Here is a 20,121-nt window from a genome sequence, read left to right as displayed (position 1 = left end):
CTAACCTGTAGTTTAAAAAAAATGCTGTTACTCTACTTCAATCATCGTAGCGTCAGCTTTTCTTAATGACAGCTCATATCCGCGAACTGTAATCTCAATAGGATCACCAAGAGGTGCAACTTTTCTTACATAAATCTCGATACCTTTTGTGATTCCCATGTCCATGATTCTTCTCTTGACCGGACCTTCACCAGTAATCTTCTTAACAACTACTGTCTGTCCGACCGGAATCTCATTCAGCTTCTTCATAATCTTTCCTTCCTGTCTAGACCATGATCTTGTTAGCCATATCCTTACCGATGGCAACACGTGAATCTTTGACATTCACTATCATGTTTCCGTCATTCGTGGATACAACTGTAACAGTACCGCCAACAACAAATCCGAGCTTCTCAAGGAATAATCTTACCTCTTCCTTGCCGCCGATTCTCTTGATTACATTAGCTTCACCTTCGTTAGCCATTGTAAGGGGCATCATCATGTTCCTCCCTTCACATCTAATTGTAAATGATTATCATTAATCTCTACTGCATTGTTAGTTTATTCTAATTACTATTAGTTGTCAACAACTTTATTGACTATTTTTTATCATTAAGGTTGTGTTTGTATTGCAATATTAAAAAAAGCCCGGCGTTATATCATAACGCCAGACTTATGTTTGCTGTGTTCAATCTTCTCATTAAGCTTCTTGCAAGGTATTGCAACCACCAGTCCGATAAATACTGCTATCACTGCAAATATGAGAAGTATTCCGAGATATTTCCAATAATCCATTCCATATTGTCCGCCAACCGTCTCCTTCATGGCGTTCATCGCATATGTAAACGGCAGATATTCGTATATCTTCCGGTATACCTCCGGCAGGACCTCTATAGGGAATGTACATCCAGCGCCTGCGACCTGTATTACCATGATTACAACCGCCAGTGCCTCGCCGACATTGCCGAATGCAACCGTAAGCGAATACATGAATATTGAGAATACAAAGCTTGTTATTGCCGCTGCAAGCCAGAACTTAAACGGACTGACGCACTGTATTCCTATGTAATACAAATCTCCGAGCGTAACCAGCAGTGCCTGTGCCTGACCGATAAGGAAGAAGGTTATATATCTTCCAAAAAATGCTTCCGTATGGCTGAACTGCGGATGCTCCTTCTGTGGCCTGACTCCGACATGTATAATCGCAACAAGTATAAGTGCTCCTACCCATATTGAAAGTACCGTGTAGAAAGACGCCATTGCAGAGCCGTAATTTTCAACCGGATATATCTTCTCTGTCTCTATCTCAACCGGTGATGAGATAAATGAGCCGAGCTTGTCAGCATCAAGCCCTATAAGCCTTAAAAGCATCTCGTAATTGCCGCTGTCTCTTATATCATTAAGCTGTGTAAGCGTCTCATCCATCTCTTCCTGAAGTTCATTAAGAATACTCTTCGTATCCTGAAGATTAATTCTTGCTGAAGATATCAGCGATGAGAATCTGCCTATGTTACCGTCAGCCTGAGCATAGATGCCTATGATGCTGTCCATTGTTCCTGATATTCTTCCAAGACCGTCTGCCAGGTCACCCGATACACCTGAGTTAATTATATTGCCTGCTGACGTAATCTTAAGAATATCCTGCATTGCATCCAATGCCCTCTGATTGCCTAATACCGTCTGTGACATATCAGGCGATACCTGACCTGCCATATTTATCGCCGATGAAGCAGAATCCGTAACGCTTATAAGCGCCGTAAGAATAGTATCATATGCTTCAAGCTGTCTGCTTACAAGCTCCATCTTAGTTGTAACAACATCAAGAACTGTCTGGTTACCTGACGTAATTCCGTGCTCCTTAGCCGCATCATCAACACCATCTGCCGCCTTGACAAGGCTCTCGGCAACAGTACTTATAAATGTCGAATTAACCTGCTGCTGTACGGCCGTCTTAGCCTTATCCGTAATCTTAGGGGCTATGGCATTCTTTTTCTGATTGGTATAATACTCAATCTGCGGGTGGCTCATGTCCTCAGTGAGAAAGCTCGTCATCTTCTCAGAGAAATCCTCCGGCATAATAAGTGCCGCATAATAATCCCCGGCATATACGCCGTTAACAGCTGCTTCTGTGTCATCCTCGAATACCCAGCCTATCGTGTTGTTCGTCTGTAATGCATCTATTATATTCTGCCCCATATTTATACTGATTCCGTCAACCATTGCTCCCTTATCGGCAGATGCAACAGCAACCTTAATTCTGGACGTTGCCTCCTGTCCGTATGGATCCCAGTTTGACAGAATATTGAACCATGCATAGAGTGCCGGGAGAATAGCAAGACCTATAACCACAACGACTGCAACTACATTTTTACTGATTCTCTTCCAGTCAGCCAGAAAAATATTGCAAATGTTTTTCATAGTCCCATCCTCTCCTTCATTGACTGAATATCCTTCTCAAGCACATCAGGCCCAATAAGCGAGCCGTCAACACCATGCTCATCAACGCCAAGTGCCTCAAGCTTCTCCTGAAGTGAATAATCGCTGTACTCTACAGCTATCAGATATCCGCACAGTATAAACAATGATGCAATCCACAGCACCAGATACACAATCTTGGAACTCTGCATCGTAAATAACAGAATAAGAAATACAACCGGAATTACAAACATGCATATCATTCCCGTCTTTATCCTCTTCCGGTTCTTCTCATGTATAGCCGCATAATATGCCACGAGACGGCTCTTCACGTCATCTTCATGTACCGTATCCGCCGGCGCCGTATTCACCGGTGAAACCGCAGTCACAGCTTTTGTGCCGATATCATTACTATAATTGCTGTCGTCATCACTGTCATCTGAAGATTCGGCCATAGCCGCAATTCTTGCCGCTATCTCAGCCTCTGAAAGCTGCGATATGTCTGCATGGTCTGCATGCGCTGTATCCGAATTGCCTGCTCCCGAACTGCCCTGCGAACTGCCCTGCTGTGCAAGAGTCCTCTGAACCTCGCTTTGCACGGCACTCTGTATCATCTCATAGAGCTTATCATATATCTCTTCATCCGCTTTATTCCCGTTACTCAAAATGCTGCCTCCTTACATCATATCTGTATCATGCATACGATGATGCATATAATGATTAAGCTTCATAAACGGCTTTCTTATAAACAGCCCCAATGCAAGCGATGCCGCAACAAACAACAGCAGCACGCCCATAAACTGCCAGTAATCACTGCCATATCTTCCGCTGATTGTTTCCCTCATTGCATTAATCGCATATGGGAATGGAAAATAGATATATACTTTCTGGAAGAATACGGGCAGAAGCTCAATAGGGTATGTACCGCTTGAACCTGCAATCTGTATAACAACCATTACAACCGCAAGTGCCTTACCAATATCGCCAAATGACACTGTAAGTGCATATATAAGCAATGTAAATACAAAGCTTGTAAAGCAGGCTGCCAGCATGAAAAGTCCCTTATCAAGGCACTGTATCTTAAGCAGATACACATCACCAAGTACCGTTATAACTGCCTGGACCTGACCGAGTACGAAGAATAACAGATATCTTCCAAAGAAAAGCTCATGCGGCTTTGCTCCGTTAATAAGTTCAGGGCTGTCAGGATGCACCTTTATAAGTGCCGTAAGGAGAAGTCCTCCTACCCACAATGCAAGTGTTGTATAGAAAGGTGACACGGCAGAACCGTAATTCTCCGTTGCATATACCTGATGTGTCTCAACCTGCACAGGTGATGACAGAAACTCGCCGTATGTCTCCGGATCCTGTGCCAGTGCCTGCGCAAGCAGCCTGTACTTGTCATCCCCTGTAAGATCGCTCAGCTTACCGGCAAGCTGTACAATCTTATCTGACATTCCATCCATGACTGAACCCATCTGGTCAAGCCCGACATTCATTCCGTCAACTGTCTGCTCAATGCTTCCAAGCATTGCCGACAGGCTGCCGAGCTGCTCTGAAACCTGTGTAAGCGATTCACCTATCGAATCTATAGATGTACTTATTACACCCTTCATCGCATCCACTGCTTTCTGTACCGATCCATCAAGGATGCCGTCCATCTCATCTATCTTCTGGCTGCACTGCACAAGTGCCGTCCTGACAAGTTCCAACTTAACCTGCGACTTAAGCGCTCCCGCCTTTACAAGTATCTTAGACTGCTCAAGCAGCCCCTTGGCAGCAATTCTTATCTGAACGAGGGAATCTACCGCAAGCTTAATGCTATCATCGTCGATAACACCGCCAAGCTGGTCTGATATATTCTGTAACTGCTCAGTAAGCGTATCGCTCTGGTCATTCATCGAATCCAGAAGATCCTGTGCATTATCTATCCCTGCAAGTATCTCATCCGTAGGCAGGTTATTCTCAATTGCCGTAAGGACCCACTGCAGCTGAGCCGACAACGCCTGTGACGTTGCACGTGTTGCTGCCGTAATACGGTCGAGCTTTGCTATGTACTCATCTGCTGCTTTTGAAGTCTGGTTCTGCAAAGCTTCCATAGTTGCACTGTTGTCAGGAAGCGAATCCGGAATCTGCACCCTGAGATCATGAAGTGATCCGCTGAGTGCGGCATTACTGCTTACAAACGAAGCAATCGTTCCCTTATATCCGTCAAGGTTATCTCCAAGTCTGTTAAGATTATCAAGCACTCCGCCTATGATATCCCTGTCAGCGAGCATTCCATCCGTACTGCTCATTGCCGTCTGAATTACGGTGTTGACAAACTCCGTATTAATATTGCTCTGGAGTGTTGATTTTCCGGTATCAGTTATCTTACTTGCTACTGCATTCTTTTTCTCATTCTCATAATATGTCACTGAAGGATGTACAAGTCCCTTGTCAATAAAATCAAACATGCTCTCACTGAAATCATCCCCGATAACAATGGCAGCATAATATTCACCGCTCTTAACGCCTTCTATCGCATCATCCTTTTTGTCGAGAATCTGCCAGCCAAGTCCCGTATTGGTTCTGAGTGACTCCAATACGCTGTCTCCCATATTGGAATATTCGCCATCCTCACCCGTATACCCTGCATCTTCCGACACAACTGCTACTTTAACGGCAGATGTATTGGCATAAGGATCCCAGTTAGAGTAAATGTTGAACCACGCGTAAAGCGAAGGAATAATACACAGGCCTCCTGCAATTATCAAAGCAAATATATTCCGCGATAAACCCACTATATCATGCACAAATATTTTAAATATTCTATTCATTTTATCTGATTCCTTTATATTCTATATCTGTTAACTGAGGGTAATTATACTATTACAAAAATATAAAAGCAAATCTATAATGATTAAATTATGCTAAACAATCGAAAATTTTCCTATATTAATGAGATAAAGTCGCCGTTTACTTAGGTATGAAACTATGATACAATAATGTAAATGCCAATTCAGGCCTTTTAGCAAGGGGGATTTGTATAACATGAATAATAATTCAACAACCGAATCATCCGAGAACTATCTTGAGACTATACTTATGCTCAGTAAGCGTCTTCCGGTTGTCCGCTCTGTTGATATTGCCAACGAACTGGATTTCAAGAAGTCAAGCGTCAGCATAGCAATGAAGAATCTGCGCGAGAAGGATTACATAACCGTCACTGATGCCGGTTTTATCTATCTTACTGATGCAGGCCGCAGGATTGCCGAGATGATTTATGAGAGACATGAATTTCTTTCAGCATGGCTTGTAAGTCTTGGAGTTGATGAAGAGACTGCAACCGAAGATGCATGTAAGATTGAACATGTAATAAGCAAAGACAGTTTTGAAGCGATTAAGAATTTTGTCCGTAACAGTTGACAAATATATTCATTAACTATAATCTTATATTTATGACCAATAGAAATGAGGAAACTCTATGAAAAAATTAGCGCCATACATCAGATGCATGGCTTTTTTATGTGTGTTGGCCGGTTGTATAGCTCTGTGTAACTTTCTGTTTGCACCGTCGGGATATATACGCTACATTCTTCATGAGCTTAATTCTCCTGCCGAGAATTACGATTGTATAATCCTTGGAGCTTCTCATGCACGAAGTGCGATTGACCCTGCCAAGATTGATGAAAAGCTGGGTACCAATACCCTTAATGTTGCAATTCCGGGAGAGACAATCAAAGATTCCTACTATGTTCTTAAGGAGAGCTGCCGTACCAATGATATTAAGACAGTAATACTCGATGTTGACTATCAGTACTGGTATTCTGTACAGATTGAGGATGAATTTTCATCTTCATTTATATTTAACAAGATGAGCTGGCTGTCCAAGACCAAGTATGAGTATTTGATTGATAATATGAATACTCTTGATTTCCGTAATACATTCACGGACAGATTGAGCTATGATATCTCAAGAACTGCAATTGCCCAGAATGTATCACTTAAGCTCACAGATGATTACCGCAATTATTCAATTAATGGTGCTCTTGTAAAGGATGCTGATGGTCCATATGTAGGCAAAGGCTTTTTTTACAGAAAAACGAGCGGACTGGAGCCGGGTGGCTTTGATTATATTAAACTCTGGTACGGACGTGAGAATGGTGAGCTTGAAGGCTGGGTTGTCAATTATTTTCTTCAGATTGCCAACTACTGTAAGAATAATGCTATTGAATTAATCTGCATAACCTCACCTGTTACTCCTACAGCTGTCCGCAAGCTCGGTCTCAGCAAGGTTGACAAGACATTTTCTGAATTCTTTGCAAAGCACGATGTACCATACTACAACTTCAACCGTCTCAGCATGAACATACTGCCAAGAGATGATGTTGATTACGGAGATATGGAAGGACATATGGGTGGAGAACTTGCCGAGAAGTATTCAGCCGTACTCGGAACATTTCTTAATGACCGTAAGGATGGAGAGCTTGATACAGGCAAATACCTCTATGATTCATTTGATGAATTATATAAGAACTCATATCGCAACAGACATAAAAAGGCAAGAGAATAGTTACAATATCTCAATAACACAGCAGCCGGTTCGGATTAATCCAAACCGGCTGTTTTATATCTGTAATCTGTAATTATTAAATACTATGATACCAGGGTCAAAATTCTCCCGGCTTTGATACCGGGAATCAGACTGTGAATCCACGGCTCTGTGCGCCTGACACATCATATGCAATCTCATTAAGCTTACCATTAGAGTATGTAAGACCCGCATACACTTTCTGTGTATTCTCCATAAGCGGTCCGCCCTTATCCTGATCTGCAATGTCTGAGAATGCCTGTGCAAGGCGGCCATAAATCCTCTTAACCACATCAAGATTGGCATTGTCATATCTGTTCATTGCCGTCTGAAGTGTCGATGACGCATATGAATATATGTTAAAGAGCTGGGCTGATATAGGATACTTCATCTCAAGCGACACCTTAAGTTCATCCGTAACTCTCTTTGCAAGCTTAACATATCTTCTGAACTCTTCACAGCTGCCCTGTGAATACATATCCTGTGCGTCATCAATGTACTGCTGCGCCATCTCATACAGAATCACTACAAGTTCTGTACCTGTTGCCTGTGATATTCTGTAAGAAAATGCGCTTATATCTTCCTCTTTCATACGTGTCACCACCAATTAACCAATAATTATCTCTGAAGAAGCTGCAATACTGTCTCAGGTCTTGCATTAGCCTGTGAAAGGATTGAAGTTGCAGCCTGTACAAGAACATTCTGCGATGTATATTCTGTCATCTCTTCAGCCATATCTGTATCAATCATTCTTGAAAGTGCTGCGGTCATATTCTCAGTAGATGTATCTATGTTGTTCTGTGTGTGCTCAATTCTGTTCTCATATGAACCGAGCGTTGATCTTATAGATGAAACCTTAGATACTGCTTCATCAATCTTATCTATTGAACGTCCCGCATTATAATGCGACATAACATTAATCTGGTCTAATCCCAGCTTATATGTTGAAATCTGCTCAATCTCTACTGCAATATACTGGTCTTCATTAGCGCCTACATGGACCTTCATTCCGCCAAAATCAGTAACCTGCTGTACAATATCTGCTGGCGTCGACGCGCCCGCCTGTGCAGAAGTATCTGTCGCAACACCTGCCTCGCCAACTGCTGTTCCGTCAACATCAGTGAACTTAGTCTTCGCTATGTCACCCGGAACATCTACCTTGAATGTCTTATTATCAACATCCTTAACTGTAATCATCTTACCATTGGCAGATATAGTTGCAGTATCTGCAAATCCTATTCTGTTACCGTTGGCATCTTTTGTAAATTCAGCCTTGGCATCTACACCCTGTGCCACAATTCCATCATCATCAGCTGCACCGTCAAGGCCGAGTGCTGATGCAAGAAGTGTATTATCACATGTGATATTAAGCTTAACATCTGAACCATACTCATTAGTCATAATTACAAGCGAAGAACCCGCTGTTCCGCTTACTACAGGCACATATCCCGCATTATCTGCCTCACCTGCTCCGGATGCAGAATCAGTTGTTGCAAATACCTTACCGCCAAGCAGACCCATTGCACTTGAGAGCTTAGTCATAATCTTATCCATGTCATCGCCCTCATTAATATCTATATCATATCCATTAATCTTGACAGTTCCTTCCATAGCCGCAGTTACTTTACCATTAAGTGTAACAGCTCCTGACTTAACAACAGCCTGCCTTGCATCCTGAGCTACCGTTATTCCGTAATCACCTGCCGCAATATTAGATGAACACTCAAACTGCTCCACACCATGTACGTTGTTGCGTGTATATACTCTCCGCTCAAGGTTGCCATTAATAAGGCTCTGTGAGTTGAACTCTGTATCATTGGCAATTCTGTCTATCTCCTTGTTAAGAGACTGAAGCTCCTTCTGTATCGCCTCACGCTCTCCGTCTGCATTAGTATCATTGGCTGCCTGGACCGAAAGCTCCTTCATTCTTGTGAGCATTGACTGAATCTCCGCTATTGCACCCTCAGCCGTCTGAAGAACTGATACTCCGTCTGCCGCATTATTATCAGACTGGTCAAGGCCTCTGATCTGAAGCTTCATTTTAAGTGAAATAGCCATGCCTGCCGCATCATCCGATGCATGATTTATCTTATATCCTGAAGACAGTCTTTCAAGAGATCTCTCAAGATTGGTCTGTGCCTTCTGTAACTGATTATTAGTAACAACTGCTGAAATATTAGTATTAATCCTCATGCGTGTTCTCCTTATATTAATAACTGCCTGACATCCATGTAGGAATTACGCGCATCCATGCGTTTATTGTTATATCGGCACATTTGCCGTGCGGCTTAACCCTTGCCTCAGCCAATATCAATAGTTTTTATGCTGTAAGAGCCACTACTATCTTCTTGGCAAATGTGTACAGCTCTTCTGTAGGTATATTGTCTGAACTTACCGGAAGCTTCACATCAGCATGTGTATCTGAACTTACACAGGTATATGTAACACCCATGTTGTGTTCACCGGAATTATCACCATTGAAGCTGTCTTTGAGCCTTTCCATGGCATCCGTAAGCTTATTGGCATCTCCATCAGTAATTGCAAATATGCTTATACTGTCTTTGCCCATTCTGGCCTGCACAGACACATGCCCATATGCAGCAGTATCTGTCTCAACAGATATTCTTCCTGCATCCGATTCATCCTGAACAAGCTGAAGTCTTATAGTACCTGTCTGACCGTCATTGTCAAATGGAATAACATACTCATGTTTTCTTGCCATCCCGGCAATTATTCCAATCTGTCTGCATCTCATTCTTATATCTTCAAGGTCCTGATATTCCGTGACATTATCAACAGCTTCTGCAAGTGCCTCACGGGCATCAGCCTGCATTCTGTCGATAATCTCCTCTGCTGCCTTCTTATCGCCGGCTGCATCCAGAAGCCTGCCGGCATCCTTTAACACATCTGAGGATTTCTCACCATTCATCCTGCTGCTTCCTGACAATGCCGGTGAATTCCAGCCGTACTGCATTATCTGCTGCATTGCATTAATCATTCCAACCGAAGCGTTCATGTCAAATCTGCCAAGCTCCGCAATAATACTCTCATCAGCTTCTGCTGCCTGCGCTGCCGCATTAAGATAATCCTGATAATACTCCGCCTCACGGTTAACATCATAATTATCATCAACTGCATCGATAAATTCTTCAACCATTCTCGAATCGATTGGCTTCTCGTCATTGACGCTCTTAAGAGTTGCAGGCGTAATCCGGTATCCATGCTGTGTAAACAATGTGTTGTAATAATTGACATTTCCTTCAATCTCAGCAAAACCTGAGTTATCATCAATAGTGCTGTCGATTCCTGCTGCCCTGCGGCTGTTGTACATAGCCATAAGATTAGACATTGTCATATCAGAGCCCTGCTGCACAAGTGCTCCCGCAGCCTTGCCGGCATCCTTTGTAAATATATTCATCATCTTATATATTCCGATGAACTGTCTCCGCTCTTCCTCTGTTATACCATGTGTTCTGTCGAGCTTATACAAAAACGTGCTGTATTTCTCATCTTCCGCATTCTGTCCCACAATATTGTTAAGATACCGCGAAAGTTCATTAATATCAGTATCCATAGGGTTAATTCCGTCCCTTATCATCTTAAGGACAGCTTCAGGCTTGGCATTATTAACAAGATTCTTAACTGATTCAGATGCTTCCTTTACCTTATCAATATTCTCAGCAGTAATCTCCATGCCATTAGCTGCAAGTATGTTCACTGCCTCACGATTATTGCGGCTATGTTCATAACCCAGATTATCAAGCATATCATCTGCGCTTGCAGCCACCGCCTTACTGAGCGAATCTCCAAGATCACTTCTTATCTGCGTACCTACAGCCTCATACGTCTGTCCTGCCCGCCTGTAGCGTTCCTTTCCCGATGAGCCCTGCTGCGCAAGCTCTCCAAGTGTAATAACTGCACCGGAACCTCCCCAGGCTGCAAGCTCCGCAACAGCCATGCCAATAGTATCTGCCGGAGCCTGTGCCACATTATATACAGCCTCACATGTCCTGTATACATTATAAGCCTCGGTCTCATCATCTATGCCCGCAAGCGCAAGCTCTGCTTTCTTAAGCTCTTCGACAAGTTCTGCAATAGGCGCGGTATTAAGGTTAAATCCCTGCTTTGCAAGAGACAGTCCTGCATCAGCCGTCATAAGTATCCTTACCTCCTCGAGCTGGCGGTAAGCCTTAATCTCATCAGCATTCATGGCATTAATACACTGTGCAATCTGCTGTGCGCTGTGTCTTCCCTGTCCTGCATGCTCACCATTCTGTGAATCTGCCGCTGTCCCCTGTGTATTGCCATCCTGATTATCAATTCTGCTTTTTTCTATTATAAGTGCAAGATTCCCAAGTGTGTAATCATTGCCGCTTCTTAAAAGTTCTCTGACATCTATCTCATCGGCATTGCGTGCGGCAGCCATTGCCTGTGCAGTCTGTTCCCATGCCGTCTGCGTATCAGCCATTGATGCGTCACACGCCTTACCGCCTTCCGACAGGCTTCTGGCGATAGCGTCAACCGCCTTTTCAACCGCATCGGCAGCTTCCTGCTCATCACCGCCTGCAAGCGCCTCATACACAGAAGCCAGCTCGTCAAGCTGCGACATATATACAAGATTGTCATCTGTAACCGGAATGTCCTGGGCAAGGAATCCTTTTGCCACGCTCATATTGCGTTCATTAAGATCAAGCCCTGCTCTTATTATAATATCTTCGACCTGCGGAACTAACTGCTGCCACGTTGAATCCTTAAGCTGTGCGGCTGCCCCTTCGGAACTTCCCGCCTTATTAACGGCATTGTAAATGTTATCGATTGTCGGATTCATCTCATTCTTAACGAGATAGTACTTTGCATCCTCAGTAAGGCTGCCTGTGTTCGTGAATTCATTTATCGCATTCTTAGTATCTTCAAGGTTCTCGTCCGTAAGCGGCACATCATACTGTGAAAACTTGTCCGCAATCGCTCCTGCCGCAGCCGTATTACCAACAACCGCCTTAACATCATCCATATCAATGTCCTGACCTGCAGGCTCGTAACTGTCACAATATGTTGCAAGCATAATCTTGATGCGCTCTACCACAGTAACTATCTTGTCCGGCTCTGTATCATTAAGTCCGTATCCGTCCTCATCAAGCTTAACACAGTCCATTCCCGAAAGCTTCCTGACAAGTGCCTTAAGACTCCCCTGTGCATCTGACGCACTCTGCTTAAGCTGTTCTATTACATCATCCGCCTCCTGCATAAGCGCCCTGGCACTCTGTACCATACTGTCAGTGCTTGTAGTTCTGCCGATTCCTTCCACTGCACCATTTGCAAACAATGCCTTCGCAGTATCTGCCGTATCGGCTGCCTGATTACTCTTTATATTAATAGAAGCAGTCCTCATATTATCGGACCGGTTAACATAATTAACTGAATTAATGTTCATGAATCTTCCTCCTGATTTTATATATTTCGTCAGTTATCCGCCAAAAATTAACCCTTAACAAAAAAGCTGCGTGCCGCCACGTAATCATGCGATATTCCGTGTTCGGCACACAGCCCGGTAATACTAATTCCATTAATTCTGTTATGTTCAGTTATCAGCCGCCAAGCTTTGTGGCATTAACATTCCTTACATCACCATCGAATTCGTATACAGCAACTCCGTATCGTGGCATATCAATAAGAATCGAATTCTCATATCCGTCACAGTCACCTTCCTGTGCAATAAGCTCTTTTGCCTGATTATTCTCGTCGCTTCCCAGGACAAGCTTATACTTACAGGATACAGGAACTCCAACTCTGAAATTATCCCTTGCAACAGGCGTGAAGTTGAGCACAAACAGAAGATTCTTCCTGCCGTCAGGACTTAATCTCATAAATGAATATGTGCTGTTGTCCTTGTCGTTGGCATTAATCCATCTGAAGCCGTCTCCGTCGTAATCCGTTGCATACATCGCAGGATACTCCTCATACAGATGCAGACACTTCTTCGTAAACTGCTGCATATCCTTATGATATCCTTCTCCCAGCAGATACCAGTCAAGCGCTTTCTTCTCGCTCCATTCATTCCACTGTCCAAAATCCTGTCCCATGAACATAAGCTTCTTGCCCGGATGTCCCATCATGTAAGCATATGCAAGCTTAAGGTTGGCAAACTTGTCTGTAAGGTCTCCCGGCATCTTGCCAAGCATAGAACACTTAAGATGAACAACCTCATCATGAGAAAGAACAAGCACGAACTTCTCACTGTATGCATACATAAGACTGAATGTAAGCTTACTGTGGTTGAACTTACGGAAATACGGATCAAGCTTCATATATTCAAGGAAATCATGCATCCATCCCATATTCCACTTATATGTAAATCCAAGGCTCTCTCCATCATCGGGATTACCTGTGATATGCGGCCATGCTGTTGACTCCTCGGCTATCGTTACGGCTCTCGGGAATCTCTTGCGCAATATACTGTTGCAATGCTTAATGAATGACATTGCCTCGAGGTTACCGTTCTTGCCATACTTATTAGGAACCCAGTTGCCCTCCGTGCGTCCATAATCAAGATAAAGCATAGATGCAACAGCATCAAATCTGAGTCCGTCAACATGAAATCTGTCTACCCAGAAAAGCGCATTAGCTATAAGGAAGTTGCAGACCTCATTCTTCTCGTAATCAAATACCTTCGTACCCCAGTCAGGATGTTCTCCCTTGCGCGGATCTGCATACTCATATACGCAGCTTCCGTCAAAATTAGCCAGTCCGTGTGCGTCCTTAGGGAAATGTGCAGGTACCCAGTCAAGTATTACACCTATTCCTTCGTTATGAAGATAATCCACAAAGTACATAAAGTCCTTAGGACTTCCGTATCTTGATGTCGGTGCATAATATCCCGTAACCTGATATCCCCATGAACCATCAAAAGGATATTCAGCAATTCCCATAAGTTCTACATGTGTATAGCCCATCTCCTTGACGTATGATGCCAGTTCGGGAGCAACTTCCCTGTAATTGTAGAAACCATCCTCAGTACCGTCATCCTTTTTCTTCCATGAGCCAAGATGCACTTCATATATCGACATGGCAGACCTGTAATGGTCTTCTACAGTCTTCTCCTCTATCCATCTGTCGTCGCTCCACTCAAAGCCGTTAAGGTCTGTAATTCTTGATGCCGTATCAGGTCTTACCTGAGCCTCGTTAGCATAAGGATCCGCCTTATAGAGCACATCACCTTTCTGTGTAACAATCAAATACTTGTAAAGCTGCCCTACACGTGCTTCAGGAATAAAAAGCTCATATATTCCGCCTGATGATACCGGCTTCATATCATAACCAAATGCATGCCAGCCGTTAAAATCTCCTACAACATATATCTCCTTGGCTGCCGGTGCCCATACTACAAAATTGACACCGCTTACACCATCCTTAACCGCAGGATGTGCGCCCATCTTATTATAAATCTCATAATGAGTTCCCTGTCCGAACAGATATGTATCAAGTTCAGTCATAAAAACTTCATCCGGTCTGAGTTCTTTTACGCGGAATGGCTCAGCATGCTGCGTATTCCGGGACTTGTGTGAAACACTCTGTGCAACAGCCTTATTGCCTGACTTTCCTCTCTTGCCCCCTCTTTTAGCTCCTGTCTTACCTGCCATATCGATTACCTCTCCAAACTTAAATGTAAAACAGCGTATACATGCGCTGTCTCCCCTTTTTATGCATGTTAAAATTATATCATAAATTATTATTTTTTTCCATACGTCTTACTGTTTTTAATAAAAGAAATGTGTTATACTATCATAGGTTTTTAAACCTACCATATAATGTGTATGTAAAGGAGCATGAAGTCATGATTTATTACATAGTTGATACAGCTTATATGCGGGAGGTAACATTTGCAAGCATACTTTTTGCATTTTTCATTACCTGCCTTAGTATATACTGGGGGCAGAACGCTCTTCCAAGAGACCAGGGACGTAAGTTTGCCGTTAATGGTGCGAAGTCGGCCGGTAAGCCGCGTGGAGCCGGAATAATATTTATACTGACATTCATACTGTCATGTGTCCTCTTTATTCCGCTTAATAATGAACTGCTCATATACCTGATTCTCGTACTTGCTGCAATGATAAGCGGCTACCTCGATGACAGTTCTGCATCGCCATGGGGAGAGCTCAAGAAAGGGCTTATTGACTTTGCGATTGCCATAATGGCTGCCGTTACTTATCTTAATTACAATTCTAACAGCATATGGATTGCATTTGCGAATGCAGAAGTAACTATCCCTAAGGTTGTATTCGGAATCCTGATTGTAATTCTTGTATGGGCAAGCATTAATGTAACCAACTGTTCAGACGGTGTAGACGGTCTTTGCGGAATGCTTTCATGCATAACTTTATTCGCGGCATATGTGCTGTTTACCCACTATGTATGCGACACTTATTTCAGGGATACTATTCTTATAATGATAGTTGCGATACTTGCGTACCTGTGGTTCAACGCTTCGCCGAGCAAGCTTCTGATGGGCGATGCCGGTTCAAGGGCAATCGGCGTATTTATTGCACTTACATTTCTTAAGCTTGAGCGTCCTCTGCTGTTCCTGCCTCTTGCAATCGTACTGATTCTTGACGGAGGACTCGGACTTCTTAAGGTATCACTCATGCGTTTCCTTAAGATTAAGATTCTCAAGAATGTCCGCACGCCGCTCCATGACCATGTGCGCAAGAACCTCGGCTGGTCTGATGCTCAGACGGTATTCAGATTCTCGATAATCCAGATGGTTATTGCGATTGCGGTGGCGTATTTTCTTATAATAAGCTAAGATATTAATACTAAGACAGATGCACATGCAAAGGAGGCAGATATGCACGTACTTATCGTTGTTGACATGCAGAATGATTTTATTGACGGAGCACTCGGAACCGCTGAGGCCGTTGCGATTGTTCCTAATGTAGTTAAGAAGATTCGTGATTTTGACGGAATAGTCCTTGCTACTAAGGACACTCACGGAGAAGATTATCTTTCCACACAGGAAGGTAAGAATCTTCCTGTTGTTCACTGTGTTAAGGGAACAGAAGGCTGGGAGCTTAACCCTTCTGTTGCAGAGCTGATTGATGAGCCTGCGATTGAGAAGCCTACCTTCGGCAGCGTAAGACTTGGCGAGGTGCTTGCAGCGCTCAGCCGCAAGGCACCTGTTGAAGATATAACACTTATCGGTCTCTGCACTGACATATGTGTAATCTCTAATGCCATGATTGCCAAGGCTTATCTGCCTGAGGTTCCTGTCATTGTTGATGCATCATGCTGTGCAGGCGTAACACCTGCAAGCCATAATAATGCACTTGAAGCCATGAAGGTCTGCCAGATTCAGGTTGTGAATCAGGAGTAATGCTACTCCTGATTCGCCTCCTTAAGCGCCTTATCCATAGGAATCTTTCTGATTCTGTTGAAGTCAAGCACCATGACTATCAGATATCCCATCAGTATAAACACAAACATCTTGGCATAGCCGCTCGGATAGAAGTGGAATGCATACCATCCGCTGTATGAGAACAGCATTACGCGCCATACAGTATTCATTACGATAACACCGAGAATTACGCTGAATATATCTGCAATGACAAGCACTATTGTTGTCGAAAGCATGTACAGCCCGGCAATCTCTTTGTTTTCATAGCCGAGAATCTTGGTCATTGAGATAGCATTTTCGTTTTTCTCGATAATAAGCTTTGTCAGAAGATATATCATTACCGCTGACAGAAGTATGCACAGGTACTGGAAATACGTCATGTACGAGCCCATTGAATGGTCGAGCTGGTCGCACATCTTAGTGATATCGCGTTCTGTAATGACTGTTGCAATATAGTCCTCTGCTATGTCAGTAATCTCCGAATCCGACATGTATCCCGTGAATTCTTCATTATCAAGGCCAAACACGCTGCGGTACTGACCTATCGGTATAAACACTGCAATACTCTGACTCTTGTCATATATTCCCACGACCTTGAAGGTGTACTGCTTATTCTCGTATTTTTCGTCAAGCAGAATGTCATCACCGGCTTTAATACTGTATTTATCTGCAAATGAATCCGAAATATATACTTCATTCCCATTAAGTCTGCCAAGTCCGTCTATCTTAACATAGCGGCTGTTATCTGCGACACCGTATACGGATACTTCCTCATCAAGCTGGTCACCCTTGCGAAGCAGCGATGTCATACTGAACTTCTCCGCATCAGCATTCTCCGTTGATATTACATTGTTATCATCATCTTCATACGATTTGAGGACATACTGATATTTTGTAAACATCATGTCTGCCGCATTTTTCTTGTAGTAGGCAAGTGTATCAGGCATTCCTACCGCCATCGCCAGCATAACTGCGATAAAGAATATTCCGACAAAAAGAACTATGTAGTTCGCCCTGTTCTGAATCATTATTCTGATTCTGAAACGGTTTAAGAAGCTCCAGTCCGGAAGGCGCACTGCCTTGCCTTTTTTTGATTTCTTCATATCATGACGCAGGAACTGAAGCGGCGTATGTCTCATCATTCTCATTATTATAATAAGATTAACGACAAGCATAATTATGACCGGAATAACCGTTGTCTTAACAAATGCCTGTGAATTCCATATCGTTACATATGTCGGAAGGCTGTAGCTGTTATAATACATCGAAACCACTACATTTTTGAATACCGTATATCCCAGAATATTACCTGTAATTGCTGCAAAAAGCGTAACAATGACAGGCATTGAGAGATAGTGCCTTACAAGCTCGCCTCTTGTATAACCTGATGCGCGGAGCGTTCCTATCGTTGAAGCCTCTTTGGTAATCGTGTTGCTTATTGTGATTGCAAATATAAATGCGATAATCACTGTAAGTATATCAAGAAGCACTCCGCCCATTGCCTCATCCGATCCCATGTCATCCGGTGCAAAGTTGATTGCCGGATTGGCATATGCAGGAGTGTAATCCTCAATTTCATTATCTGACGTAACCGCCTGTGTAAGCAGTGCGCGCATGAAGTTATCCGACTGCTGCTTTTCTTCTATATCATCTGCCGGCTTATTGACGTAACGCCATGCATATGCATAATGAATTGTCTTATGAAGTCTTGCAAATCCGCCATCTGTTACCATTGCAACATCAAACTTGATTGCATCAAACATAATATCAGTTGTCTTTTCATGCAGTGTCGAATAATTAACATATGCAATAAGTCCGGTTATCCTGTAGGTCTCCCCGCTTACCGTCACCGTATCACCGACCTTAACACCCACATTATCCGCATGCATACGGTCAATCGCTATCTCATCGGAAGCCTGAGGAAATGCACCCTCAAGCAGGCATGCTTCATTTACATTATCATTGCGCACATATATACGGATTGTTCCGTCCGTGGTGCCGTCATTATTGTAATCTTCTTCCTCATTACGGAAGAAATTCTCATATACATTCACCCGGACTTCCTTAAAATCAGGGTCATCAAGCTTATATTTTTCTTCGGCATCGGCATATTTGTCATCAATCTCGTCCTTTATCTTATTAAGTGCTTCATCATATGCCTCAGGATAAGCCTTTTCATAGGCTTCGCTGTATGCGGTGTCATAGGCTTCATCATGAGCCGTGCTGTATGCTTCATCATATGCAGTCTTATAAGCCTCAGCATACTGTGACTGCTTTGCTGTCTGATATGCCTCCTCATAAGCTGTAGCATATGCCTGCTCATAAGCCTCATCATATGCCTGTTCATAAGCCTGATTGTACATTGACTGGTACAATGGTGACTGGCTGTCCGGCTGCACTCCCGTCATATCCGTAAACTGTTTGTCAAATTCCGCACCAAACTGTGCTCTGAACTGTTCAGCAAATATATCCGGGAACCGGGCATCAAACTGAGCCTTTACCATGATGTCAAACTGTTCATCGAACTTTGCTTTGAACTCAGAATCGAATTGGTCACTGAATTCCTTTTCAAATTCATCATTGAACTTATCGCTGAATTCCTTATTAAATTCGGAATCGAATTTGTCATCAAGCTCCTTTTGTGCCTTGTCAGTATAGTACGCCTTTACATCTGCCTTTTTTCCGGACTCTATCGCATTTATCAGGGACGCATCCGCTTTTTTGTTAAGCTCAAAATGTCCGTCCTCGCGCTTATATTGGTCAACGCCGGTCTTCGCTGCCGTCATCATGCTCTCGTTGGCAACGTACATTCCTGAGACAAAACCGATTGTGAGCACAAGGAATAAAAATACAACCAGATATTTCTTCCAGTCTCCGCGCAGCTCTCTCGGTATTCGTCTGATAAGCGGGTTTCTTACTTTTTTCTTCATAGCCCTCACCCCTTACCACTCAAGATCTGCTGCTGATATCTTATCTGTATTAATCTCATTGTTACGCACTGCCCCGTCACGAAGCCTGACAACATGGTCAGCCATGTTCCGGATTGCTTCATTATGAGTAACCATAATTACCGTATTGCCGTATTTTTTATTAACATCCTCAATCAATTTGAGAATCTCCTTGGATGTATTGTAATCAAGTGCTCCCGTAGGCTCATCACACAACAGTATGTCGGGATTTTTAACGATTGCACGTCCTATCGAAACTCTCTGCTGCTGCCCGCCCGACAACTGGTTCGGCAGCTTGTGTCTGTGCTCATAAAGCCCAAGTGTGTTAAGCAGGTCATCAATATCAAGCGGATTATCTGACAGATATGCTCCAACCTCGATATTCTCCTTTACATTAAGATTACCAATCAGGTTATACATCTGGAATACATATCCGAGATGCTTTCTTCTATACATCGTCAGCTTTTTCTCATTCATCTCCTCCAGCTTATCACCGTTAATGGAAATGTATCCGGAATCGGCATTGTCAATTCCTCCGATAATATTAAGCAGTGTTGACTTGCCTGAACCTGACGGTCCGAGCAGTACGCAGAACTCTCCCTTAGATACCGAGAAATTCATCCCGCGCAGTACCTCCTGTCTTGTATCGCCGCTTCCAAAGCCTTTTTTCAAATCAACTATTTCAAGAAACTTTCTATCTCCCTCTGACATAGCGCCCCTTTCCAGGCATCCTTATAATGCCGCATATATAATTTTAGCGGGTTAGTTATTGCTAACCCGCTAAAATTATAACACAGGCGATTGTAATTACAATTACA

At 43.3% G+C, this 20,121-nt stretch carries 15 protein-coding genes; 4 read left to right on the top strand and 11 right to left on the bottom strand.

Annotated features, from left to right (window positions below; genetic code table 11):
• Positions 1-27: 27 nt before the first annotated feature.
• From NQ488_01645 to NQ488_01625, 5 genes are all read right to left on the bottom strand, one after another.
• Entirely contained in the window at positions 28-249 is a 222-nt protein-coding gene (locus NQ488_01645) for a ferrous iron transport protein A (GenBank protein UWN96040.1), read from the bottom strand.
• A gap of 16 nt (positions 250-265) precedes the next feature.
• Entirely contained in the window at positions 266-478 is a 213-nt protein-coding gene (locus tag NQ488_01640; protein UWN97078.1) for a ferrous iron transport protein A, read from the bottom strand.
• 155 nt (positions 479-633) lie between these two features.
• Positions 634-2,397 carry a YhgE/Pip domain-containing protein gene (locus NQ488_01635; protein ID UWN96039.1) on the bottom strand — a complete coding sequence of 588 codons (1,764 nt, stop codon included), beginning with the start codon at positions 2,395-2,397 and terminating at the stop codon, positions 634-636.
• Positions 2,394-3,059, bottom strand: a complete 666-nt coding sequence (locus NQ488_01630; GenBank protein UWN96038.1) for a hypothetical protein — start codon at positions 3,057-3,059, stop codon at positions 2,394-2,396. Before NQ488_01630 ends, NQ488_01635 begins: the two co-directional genes overlap by 4 nt.
• A gap of 12 nt (positions 3,060-3,071) precedes the next feature.
• Positions 3,072-5,213, bottom strand: coding sequence for a YhgE/Pip domain-containing protein (locus tag NQ488_01625; GenBank protein ID UWN96037.1), 2,142 nt, complete (start codon positions 5,211-5,213; stop codon positions 3,072-3,074).
• 214 nt (positions 5,214-5,427) lie between these two features.
• Here NQ488_01625 and NQ488_01620 point away from each other — a divergent pair, with 214 nt between their 5' ends.
• Positions 5,428-5,802 (top strand): metal-dependent transcriptional regulator, encoded by a 375-nt coding sequence (locus tag NQ488_01620; GenBank protein ID UWN96036.1) that lies wholly within the window; start codon positions 5,428-5,430, stop codon positions 5,800-5,802.
• A gap of 58 nt (positions 5,803-5,860) precedes the next feature.
• Complete coding sequence (locus tag NQ488_01615; GenBank protein ID UWN96035.1) at positions 5,861-6,949, top strand: hypothetical protein; 1,089 nt, start codon at positions 5,861-5,863, stop codon at positions 6,947-6,949.
• A 127-nt stretch (positions 6,950-7,076) separates the two neighbouring features.
• Here NQ488_01615 and NQ488_01610 read toward each other — a convergent pair whose 3' ends face one another.
• From NQ488_01610 to glgB, 4 genes are all read right to left on the bottom strand, one after another.
• Positions 7,077-7,559 (bottom strand): flagellar protein FliS, encoded by a 483-nt coding sequence (locus NQ488_01610; GenBank protein UWN96034.1) that lies wholly within the window; start codon positions 7,557-7,559, stop codon positions 7,077-7,079.
• A 26-nt stretch (positions 7,560-7,585) separates the two neighbouring features.
• A complete protein-coding gene (locus NQ488_01605; protein UWN96033.1) occupies positions 7,586-9,160 on the bottom strand; it encodes a flagellin in 1,575 nt (524 codons plus the stop codon).
• Positions 9,161-9,287: 127 nt separating this feature from the next.
• Positions 9,288-12,398, bottom strand: a complete 3,111-nt coding sequence (locus tag NQ488_01600; protein ID UWN96032.1) for a DUF6240 domain-containing protein — start codon at positions 12,396-12,398, stop codon at positions 9,288-9,290.
• 154 nt (positions 12,399-12,552) lie between these two features.
• Positions 12,553-14,457 (bottom strand): 1,4-alpha-glucan branching protein GlgB, encoded by a 1,905-nt coding sequence (gene glgB, locus NQ488_01595; protein UWN97077.1) that lies wholly within the window; start codon positions 14,455-14,457, stop codon positions 12,553-12,555.
• A gap of 341 nt (positions 14,458-14,798) precedes the next feature.
• Between glgB and NQ488_01590 the strand changes: the two genes are divergently transcribed.
• Positions 14,799-15,767 (top strand): phospho-N-acetylmuramoyl-pentapeptide-transferase, encoded by a 969-nt coding sequence (locus NQ488_01590; protein UWN96031.1) that lies wholly within the window; start codon positions 14,799-14,801, stop codon positions 15,765-15,767.
• 42 nt (positions 15,768-15,809) lie between these two features.
• Positions 15,810-16,334, top strand: coding sequence for a cysteine hydrolase (locus tag NQ488_01585; protein UWN96030.1), 525 nt, complete (start codon positions 15,810-15,812; stop codon positions 16,332-16,334).
• A 2-nt stretch (positions 16,335-16,336) separates the two neighbouring features.
• On the opposite strand, the gene NQ488_01580 is transcribed toward NQ488_01585, so the two are convergent.
• Both NQ488_01580 and NQ488_01575 read right to left on the bottom strand, forming a co-directional pair.
• Positions 16,337-19,285: an ABC transporter permease gene (locus NQ488_01580; protein UWN96029.1), complete on the bottom strand. Its 2,949-nt coding sequence runs from the start codon at positions 19,283-19,285 to the stop codon at positions 16,337-16,339.
• 12 nt (positions 19,286-19,297) lie between these two features.
• The gene (locus NQ488_01575; GenBank protein ID UWN96028.1) at positions 19,298-20,014 is read right to left on the bottom strand and encodes an ABC transporter ATP-binding protein; all 717 of its coding nucleotides are present in this window, start codon (positions 20,012-20,014) and stop codon (positions 19,298-19,300) included.
• Positions 20,015-20,121: the final 107 nt, after the last annotated feature.

The sequence above is a fragment of the [Bacteroides] pectinophilus genome (assembly GCA_025146925.1).
GTDB lineage: Bacteria > Bacillota > Clostridia > Lachnospirales > Lachnospiraceae > Bacteroides_F > Bacteroides_F pectinophilus.
The sequence above is the reverse complement of the archived record's forward strand: the minus strand, read 5'-3'. Positions and strand labels throughout refer to the sequence as shown.

Coding starts and splice junctions, on each gene's coding strand:
- NQ488_01645 (UWN96040.1), bottom strand. CDS start 249: ATGAAGAAGCTGAATGAGATTCCGGTCGGACAGACAGTAGTTGTTAAG.
- NQ488_01640 (UWN97078.1), bottom strand. CDS start 478: ATGATGCCCCTTACAATGGCTAACGAAGGTGAAGCTAATGTAATCAAG.
- NQ488_01635 (UWN96039.1), bottom strand. CDS start 2,397: ATGAAAAACATTTGCAATATTTTTCTGGCTGACTGGAAGAGAATCAGT.
- NQ488_01625 (UWN96037.1), bottom strand. CDS start 5,213: ATGAATAGAATATTTAAAATATTTGTGCATGATATAGTGGGTTTATCG.
- NQ488_01620 (UWN96036.1), top strand. CDS start 5,428: ATGAATAATAATTCAACAACCGAATCATCCGAGAACTATCTTGAGACT.
- NQ488_01615 (UWN96035.1), top strand. CDS start 5,861: ATGAAAAAATTAGCGCCATACATCAGATGCATGGCTTTTTTATGTGTG.
- NQ488_01610 (UWN96034.1), bottom strand. CDS start 7,559: ATGAAAGAGGAAGATATAAGCGCATTTTCTTACAGAATATCACAGGCA.
- NQ488_01605 (UWN96033.1), bottom strand. CDS start 9,160: ATGAGGATTAATACTAATATTTCAGCAGTTGTTACTAATAATCAGTTA.
- NQ488_01600 (UWN96032.1), bottom strand. CDS start 12,398: ATGAACATTAATTCAGTTAATTATGTTAACCGGTCCGATAATATGAGG.
- glgB (UWN97077.1), bottom strand. CDS start 14,457: ATGACTGAACTTGATACATATCTGTTCGGACAGGGAACTCATTATGAG.
- NQ488_01590 (UWN96031.1), top strand. CDS start 14,799: ATGATTTATTACATAGTTGATACAGCTTATATGCGGGAGGTAACATTT.
- NQ488_01585 (UWN96030.1), top strand. CDS start 15,810: ATGCACGTACTTATCGTTGTTGACATGCAGAATGATTTTATTGACGGA.
- NQ488_01580 (UWN96029.1), bottom strand. CDS start 19,285: ATGAAGAAAAAAGTAAGAAACCCGCTTATCAGACGAATACCGAGAGAG.
- NQ488_01575 (UWN96028.1), bottom strand. CDS start 20,014: ATGTCAGAGGGAGATAGAAAGTTTCTTGAAATAGTTGATTTGAAAAAA.